Raw genomic sequence first — 7,131 nt, forward strand, 5'->3', positions numbered from 1 at the left:
CGTCCGTACGTCCCGGAGAGCCCCCGAATGTCCCAGCCGCTGTCCATCGGCCCGCACACCGTGCAGCCGCCCGTCGTGCTCGCCCCCATGGCGGGCATCACGAACGCGCCGTTCCGGACGCTGTGCCGGGAGTTCTCCGGCGGCAAGGGCCTCTTCGTCAGCGAGATGATCACGACGCGCGCCCTGGTCGAGCGCAACGAGAAGACCATGCAGCTGATCCACTTCGACGAGACCGAGAAGCCCCGGTCCATCCAGCTGTACGGCGTCGACCCCGCGACCGTCGGCAAGGCGGTCCGCATGATCGCCGAGGAGAACCTCGCCGACCACATCGACCTGAACTTCGGCTGCCCCGTCCCCAAGGTCACCCGCAAGGGCGGCGGCTCCGCGCTCCCCTACAAGCGGCACCTGCTGCGCGCGATCCTGAAGGAAGCGGTCAGCGGCGCGGGCGACCTCCCCGTGACGATGAAGATGCGCAAGGGCATCGACGACGACCACATCACGTTCCTGGACGCGGGCCGCATCGCGGTCGAGGAGGGTGTGACGGCCATCGCCCTGCACGGCCGCACGGCCGCTCAGCACTACGGCGGCACGGCCGACTGGGACGCCATCGCCCGCCTCAAGGAGCACGTCCCCGAGATCCCCGTGCTCGGCAACGGCGACATCTGGTCGGCCGCCGACGCGGTCCGCATGATGAACGAGACCGGCTGCGACGGCGTCGTCGTGGGCCGCGGCTGCCTCGGCCGCCCCTGGCTCTTCGGCGACCTGGTCGCCGCCTTCGAGGGCACGGGCGCGCCCAAGGCCCCCGACCTGCGCGAGGTCTCCAAGGTCATGCTGCGCCACGCGGCACTGCTCGGCGAGTGGATCGGCGACGAGGCGCGCGGCGTCATCGACTTCCGCAAGCACGTCGCCTGGTACCTGAAGGGCTTCGCGGTCGGCTCGGAGATGCGCAAGCGCCTCGCGATCACCTCGTCCCTGGCCGAACTGGAGGACGGCCTGGGCGAGTTGGACCTCGACCAGGCGTGGCCGGCCGGCGCGGACGGCCCGCGCGGGCGCACCTCCGGCAACAACCGCGTGGTCCTGCCGGACGGCTGGCTGAAGGACCCCTACGACTGCGCGGGCGTGAGCGAAGAGGCGGAACTGGACACCTCCGGCGGCTGAACCTCCCCGGGGCGCCGACTACGTGAGCGTCACCGTCACCGGCAGCTCCTTGATCCCGTTCACGAAGTTGGACCGGACGCGCCGCACCTCACCGGCGACCCGGATGTCCGCGAGCCGCGGCAGCAGCTCCTCGAACATGATCCGCATCTCCAGGCGGGCCAGGGAGTTGCCGAGGCAGAAGTGCGGGCTGCCCTTGCCGAAGGTGACGTGGTCGTTGTCCTCGCGGGTGACGTCGAAGCGGTACGGATCCGGGAAGACGTCCTCGTCGCGGTTGCCGGAGGCGAACCACAGCACGACCTTGTCGCCCTCCCGGATCGGCTTGCCGCCGAGCTCGACGTCACGGGTCGCCGTCCGCCGGAAGTGATAGACGGGCGAGGCCCACCGCAGGCACTCCTCGACGGCGCCGGGGATGAGTGACGGGTCGCGGACGAGCCTGGCGCGCTCCTCGGGGTGTTCGATGAGCGCGAGCATGGAGTGCGAGATGGCGTGCCGGGTCGTCTCGTTCCCCGCGACGACGAGCAGCAGGAAGTAGTTGTCGAAGTCCGTGTCGGAGAGCGGGACGCCGTCCCTGGGCGAGCTGTTGACCAGCGCGCTCACCAGGTCGTCCCCGCTGCCGCCGCGCCGCCGCGCCGCCAACTCCCTTCCGTAGGCGAAGACTTCGAGGGAGGCGGGTGATCTGAAGGGAAGATTGCGGTACCGCTCGCTCTCCGTGCTCTCCAGGAGTACGTCGGCGTAGTCCGGGTCGGTGTTGCCGATGATGCGGTTGCCCCAGTCGATGAGCTGCTGGGTGTCGCCCTCCGGCACGTCGAGCATCCGGGCGAGCACGTTGATGGGGAAGTCGGCGGAGACCTCCTGGACGAAGTCGAAGGTGCCCTTGGGCAGGGCGGCGTCGAGCGTGCGCGCGGTCAGTCCGCGCAGGAAGGTCTCGTACGCCGCGACGGCGCGCGGCGTGAACCGCTTCTGCAGGATGAGCCGCATGGCCCGGTGCCGCATCCCGTCGGTCTCCAACAGGGAGCGGCGCAGGGCGATGTAGTCCTCGTCCACCTCTTCGAGATTGGTGAACCTCTCGGAGGTGAAGGTCTCGGGGTCGCGGTCGACGCGCACGATGTCGGCGTGCCGGGTGACCGCCCAGAAGCCGGAGTTGGGCGGGGGCTCGGGCTGCCAGTGGACGGGGTCCTCGCGACGCAGCACGTCGAACATGCGCCAGGGCAGGTCGCGGTCGGTGAAGCGGTCGTTGTCGGCGAGGTCGACGTCGGCGAGCGGGAGGGAGAGGGGCGGGGCGACCGTGCGCATGGGGTGCTCCTCTGGAACTCTTCCTGGAACTTTTCGTCTTGGGGGAGAGCGCGGTCCGGGGGATCAGATGTGGAAGGCGTACTCGGCGAACTCCCAGTCCGTGACGGCCTGTTGACAGCGCTCTATCTCATTGCGCTTGTACGTGAGGAAGGCGCCGGTGAAGCCCTCGCCGAGGAGACGGGTCAGCGCCTCGTCCGCCTCCAGGGCGTCCAGGGCGGCGGGGAGCGTGCCGGGCAGGCGGGGCGCGGAGGTCTCGTCGTAGCCGTAGCCCTCCAGGGGGGCGGGCGGCTCCGGCTTGTCGCGGATGCCGAGCAGGACGGCGGCGACGGTGCCCGCGACGACGAGGTAGGGGTTGGCGGAGGCGTCGCCGAGGCGCAGCTCCAGGCGGGACCCCGCGCCGCGCTCGGGCGGTATGCGGACCATCGCGCTGCGGTTGTCCGGGCCCCAGTCGATCAGCCAGGGGGCGAGGGTGTCGGGCCCGAAGCGTTTGTACGAGTTGACGGTGGGGTTGGCGAGGGCGGCGAGGGCGGGAGCGTGCCGCAGGACGCCGGCGATGGCGTGCCGGGCGGTGTCGGAGAGGCCCAAGTCGCCCTCGGGGTCGTCGAAGACGTTGTGCCCTGCGGCGTCGACGAGGGAGAGGTGCAGATGGAACCCCGACCCTCCGATCCCGCTGAAGGGCTTGGCCATGAAGGTCGCGAGGCGGCCCTCGCGGCGGGCGGCCTCCTTGACGGCGGCCTTGAAGAGGAAGGCACGGTCGGCGGCGTCCAGGGCGTCGGAGTGCGCGAGGTTGATCTCGAACTGCCCGCCGTCGAATTCGTGGTTGCCCGCGATGGCGCCGATGCCGAGCTCGTCCAACTGCCGCAGGGTGCGCAGCAGATGACCGTCGGGGTCGCCGCGCCGGCCCGCGCTGTAGACGTTGCCGGTGGCGCCGCCGTAGGGGGTCCAGCCGGAGGGGGCGGCGGGGTCGGCCTCGCAGAGGAAGTACTCCAGTTCGGGGCCGACGACGGGGGAGAGGCCGTCGTCGCCCGCGTACTCGCCGACGTGGTCGAGTACGCGGCGCAGCAAGGCGCGTGGTGACTCCGGGGCGGGCTCTCCGGTGAGCGGGTCGATGGTGTCGCCGAGGCACCAGGCGACGCCGGGCTCCCAGGGGAGCGGCCTGAGGGTGTCCAGGTCGGGGTGGACGCAGATGTCGGGCAGTCCGGCGTCGAGCCCGCCCGCCACCGGGACCACATCGCCTCGGGGTGTGGTGTGGTAAACGGCGCGGCAGAAGGTGAGGCCGTGGCCGCAGGCGCTGGGCAGGTGTCCGAGGAGGACGTCGCGGCCGCGGTCGGCGCCGATGAGGTCGGGGTAGACGACGCGGACCACGTCCGTGTGGTTCGCGCGCAGCGTTTCGACGGTCTCGGCGATGTGTGGTGCGCTCGCTTCACTCACCCGTGGTCAGCCTCTCTGCGGGGTGGAGCGGTGACGGTGACGCTCAGTTGACGCAATGTTGTTTGACCTCAAACGGTATGGCGGGTACGGGCCTTGCGCAAGAGGGTGGAACCCCGTGACATCCCGCCGCCCCCGGCGTATCGTACGGGCCCAAACGAAGACGGAAGGGGCCTGGTCGTGAACGGAGTTCGAGGATTCCTGCCGCCCAAGAGCGCGACCGGACGGTCGGCCATCGTGCCCGCACCTCCTTGGCACTACTCCGGCGACCTCCTCACCGTCGAGTACCGCACCGACCCGGCCCGCGTACGCGAACTCCTCCCCGCCCCCCTGGAGCCCGCCCCCGAAGACCCCGGCGCCGTCGCCCTCATCTGGGCCGACTGGCAGTCCTGCGGCGGTGACAGGGCCGAACTGCTCGACCCCGTCCGCGCCCAGTACAAGGAGTGCTTCGCGGTCGTCCGCTGCGTCCACCGCGGCCGCACCTACTCCCGCTGCGTCTACATCTGGGTCGACAAGGACTTCGCCATCGCCCGCGGCAACCACCAGGGCTACCCGAAGAAGCTCGGCTCCATCCACCTCACCCGCCCCCACCCCTTCGGCCCCGCCCCCCGCGTCGAGGCCGGCGCGGCCTTCGGCGCGACCCTCGCCGCGGCCGACCACCGCCTCGCCCAGGCGGTCGTCACGCTGCGCGCCCCGTCGGAGACGAACGGCTTCGTCAACGCCCACCCCATGGCCCACCACCGCCAACTCCCTTCCATCGACGGCAAGGGCCTGGCCCTGGACGAGCTGATCGAGTCGGGCGCCGCCGCCTTCGAGGGCGGCCAGGCCTGGCGGGGCGACGCCGACCTCGACCTCTTCGAGGCGCCCACGGAGGAGCTGGCCGCCCTGACGGTCGAGGAACCGATCGCCGCCTACTACCGCCAGGTGGGCGTCACGTGGAACGGCGGGACGCTCCTGGAGCGGGAGTTGTAGCCGTGGCGGAAGCCGTGGAGGCGGCCCCCGTCCCGATCCCCGCATACGTCTCCGGCCACGCCCACCGCAGCCACATCCCCCACGCCACCCCCGCCACCGCGGCCCCGAGCACGAGCCCCGGCAGAATCCACCGCAGCGGATTCCCCGGCGAAACCCCCAGCTGCGCACTGAAGTTGGTGAGCGCGAGCCAGAAGATGACGGCGAGCGCGACGCCCGAAAGCGCCGGCGCGACAAGCCGGTTCCACAGCCGTTCGGGCGGCTCCGCGCGCCCCCTGAGCCGCCCGAAGTAGCCGATCACCGCGGCCGACGTCGTACACAGCAGCAGAATGACGCCCAGCGCCCCGAGGTTGGTCAGCCAGGTGAAGACGTCCATGACGGGATCCCGCCCGGCGAGCGCGAACACGCCGATCACGACCGCGGTCACGGCGGTCTGCGCCAGGGACCCCCGGTGCGGCGACCCGTGCCGCAGATGCAGCACCCCGAGCCCGCGCGGCAGCACCCCCTCCCTGCCCAGCGAACGGACGTACCGCGCAACGGCGTTGTGGAAGGAGAGCAGCGCCGCCAGCAGGCTGGTGACAAGGAAGAGCTGGGCGAAGTCCGAGAAGACCGTGCCCAGCGTGGAGTCGGCGAGCGTGAACATCATCCGGGGCCCCTCCTCGGCCGCGACCTCCGTGGCCCGCCCCGTGCCCGCACCGGTGATCATGGCCCAGGCCGTGGCGGCGTAGAAGACACCGATGAGCCCGACGGCGATGTACGTGGCACGCGCCACGGTCCGCCGCGGATCCCGGCACTCCTCGCTGTACAGCGCCGCCGACTCGAACCCCATGTACGCGGCGAAGACGCAGCACAGCGCGACACCGAGCGCCCCGTCCGTGGCGGCGCCCCAGGTGAGCGGAGTGGCGGAGACGCCCTCCGACGTGTGGCTGAACTGCCCTGTGTCGAAGACGAGTACGGTGCCGAACTCCAGGACCAGGAGAACGGCGAGGACCTTCACCCCGAGGTCGACGCGCCGGTACCCGAGCGCCCCGACGACGGCCGTACAGGCGAGCACGAGCACCCACCAGGGGATCGAGACCCCCGTCCTGTCGTCGATGAACTCCGCGGTGGTGGCGCCGAAGAGCCCCGCGATGCCGATCTGCACGGCGTTGTAGGCGAGCAGCGCGACGAAGGCCGCGGCCACGCCCGGCACACGGCCGAGGCCCTGCGCGGCGTACGCGTAGAACGCACCGGCCCCCGTGATGTGCCGGCTCATGGCCGCGTACCCGGCACTGAAGAGCGCGAGCACGGCGGCCGTCAGGAGATAGAGCAGGGGGATGCCGAGCACGCCCGAGACGCCGAGGGACTGCGGGACGCCGCCCGCGGCGACGGTGAGCGGCGCGGACGCGGCGACGACGAAGAAGACGATGCCCGTGACGCCGATGCGGCGTTCAGGGACGGCGCGAGAGGAGAGGGGCGGCGCGGGCGAGGCTGAGTCATGATGGTCGACGGCCATACCGGGACTCCGGGGAGAGGAAGGCGTCTCCGGCGGAAACGCGTTATCGTTTGAGCCCGTACGAAATTCGAGTGGCGCCGATGGTACGGAGGCGTATGCGCCGCGGCAAGAGGGAGGCACGGACGTGACGGGCCATCGCACCATCCGCGAGACCGAGAAGGCGGTCAGGGCCAAGCTCGGCGGCACCCCCGTCAAGTACGGGCAGATGGCCGCCGTTTCGAACATCTACCGCGCGGCGGCGGCCGTGCGGCAGCACTTCGAGAACTCCGTGCTGCGTGGCGCGGAGCTGACGTGGACGTCTTTCGTCGTGCTCTATGTCGTCTGGATCTGGGGCGAGATGGAGACGCGGTACGTCGCCGAGGAGGCCGGCATCTCCAAGGGCACCCTCACGGGCGTGGCCCGCACGCTCGCGGGCCGCGGCCTCATCGAACGCCGCGGCCACCCCGACGACGGCCGCCTCGCCCTGCTCCGCCTCACCGACGAGGGCGAACGCCTGATGGGCGAGGTCTTCCCCGCCTTCAACGCGGAGGAGGCCTTCGTGACGGAGGGCCTCACGGCCGCGGAGTGCGAAACCCTGGCGGACCTCCTCCGCAAGATCGTCCTACGGACGGAGGAGAAGGGGGAGGAGCGCAGGCTGGAGCTCCTCGCGGGCGCGGAACCGGCGCGCCGCCGAAGCGGCCGCAGGGCGAAGTCCTCGTCCTGAGTGGCGTCTTGCCGGGGACGCGGGGTGCGCGCGTGCCCCGCAAGGGGCGCGGGGGGGGGGGGGGGGGGGGTGCGCGGCCCGCCCC

At 71.5% G+C, this 7,131-nt stretch carries 6 protein-coding genes; 3 read left to right on the forward strand and 3 right to left on the reverse strand.

Annotation, left to right across the window (positions count from 1 at the left end; translation table 11 throughout):
• Positions 1-27: 27 nt before the first annotated feature.
• Positions 28-1,158, forward strand: a complete 1,131-nt coding sequence (dusB, locus tag AB0B50_RS34315) for a tRNA dihydrouridine synthase DusB (RefSeq protein WP_362339725.1) — start codon at positions 28-30, stop codon at positions 1,156-1,158.
• 18 nt (positions 1,159-1,176) lie between these two features.
• Here the strand turns inward: dusB and AB0B50_RS34320 are convergent, their stop codons facing one another.
• Complete coding sequence (locus AB0B50_RS34320; RefSeq protein ID WP_362339726.1) at positions 1,177-2,451, reverse strand: cytochrome P450; 1,275 nt, start codon at positions 2,449-2,451, stop codon at positions 1,177-1,179.
• A gap of 63 nt (positions 2,452-2,514) precedes the next feature.
• Positions 2,515-3,858, reverse strand: a complete 1,344-nt coding sequence (locus AB0B50_RS34325) for a glutamine synthetase family protein (protein ID WP_362339740.1) — start codon at positions 3,856-3,858, stop codon at positions 2,515-2,517.
• A 201-nt stretch (positions 3,859-4,059) separates the two neighbouring features.
• Between AB0B50_RS34325 and AB0B50_RS34330 the strand changes: the two genes are divergently transcribed.
• On the forward strand, positions 4,060-4,851 hold the full coding sequence (locus AB0B50_RS34330) for an acetoacetate decarboxylase family protein (protein ID WP_362339727.1): 792 nt from the start codon (positions 4,060-4,062) through the stop codon (positions 4,849-4,851).
• Here AB0B50_RS34330 and AB0B50_RS34335 read toward each other — a convergent pair.
• Positions 4,811-6,343 carry an APC family permease gene (locus tag AB0B50_RS34335; protein WP_362339728.1) on the reverse strand — a complete coding sequence of 511 codons (1,533 nt, stop codon included), beginning with the start codon at positions 6,341-6,343 and terminating at the stop codon, positions 4,811-4,813. The genes AB0B50_RS34330 and AB0B50_RS34335 overlap by 41 nt on opposite strands.
• A gap of 124 nt (positions 6,344-6,467) precedes the next feature.
• On the opposite strand from AB0B50_RS34335, the gene AB0B50_RS34340 reads away from it, so the two are divergent.
• The gene (locus tag AB0B50_RS34340) at positions 6,468-7,046 is read left to right on the forward strand and encodes a MarR family winged helix-turn-helix transcriptional regulator (RefSeq protein WP_362339729.1); all 579 of its coding nucleotides are present in this window, start codon (positions 6,468-6,470) and stop codon (positions 7,044-7,046) included.
• The last annotated feature ends 85 nt before the right edge of the window (positions 7,047-7,131 follow it).

It is taken from the genome of Streptomyces sp. NPDC041068 (assembly GCF_040647455.1).
Classification (GTDB): domain Bacteria; phylum Actinomycetota; class Actinomycetes; order Streptomycetales; family Streptomycetaceae; genus Streptomyces.